This window comes from Pectobacterium jejuense, assembly GCF_026800125.1.
In the GTDB taxonomy this organism is placed as follows: Bacteria; Pseudomonadota; Gammaproteobacteria; order Enterobacterales; family Enterobacteriaceae; genus Pectobacterium; species Pectobacterium jejuense.
This window is the reverse complement of sequence record NZ_JAPQKX010000045.1, coordinates 1-318: the sequence shown is the minus strand read 5'-3', so window position 1 is coordinate 318 and position 318 is coordinate 1. Positions and strand designations below refer to the sequence as shown.

General features: G+C 61.6%; 1 protein-coding gene. It reads right to left on the bottom strand.

Annotation, left to right across the window (positions count from 1 at the left end; all coding sequences use genetic code 11):
* The coding region (locus NXT09_RS22380; RefSeq protein ID WP_268581198.1) for a putative Ig domain-containing protein at positions 1-318 on the bottom strand (318 nt) is incomplete at both ends.

The window sequence follows — 318 nt, the reverse complement described above, 5'->3', positions numbered from 1 at the left end:
GATCTTGATGGTCAGGCTGCCCACATCCCCATTGGCCGGTGTGCCGGAGAAAGTGCCAGTAGCTGCATTGAACGTGATCCAACTCGGCAGCGCCGTGCCGTCCGCCAGCGTGGCGCTCAGGGTCAGCGTATCGCCATCCGGATCGGTAAAGGTGCCGGCTGGGATGGTGACATTCAGACTGCCCCCTTGTGCAATGCTCTGCGCGGCAATCGTGCCGGACACTACTGGGGCATCGTTCACATTGGTGACGGTCAGACCAAAGGTGGTGCTGACCGAGGCGTTGCTGCCGTCGGTGGCGGTGATCTTGATGGTCAGGCT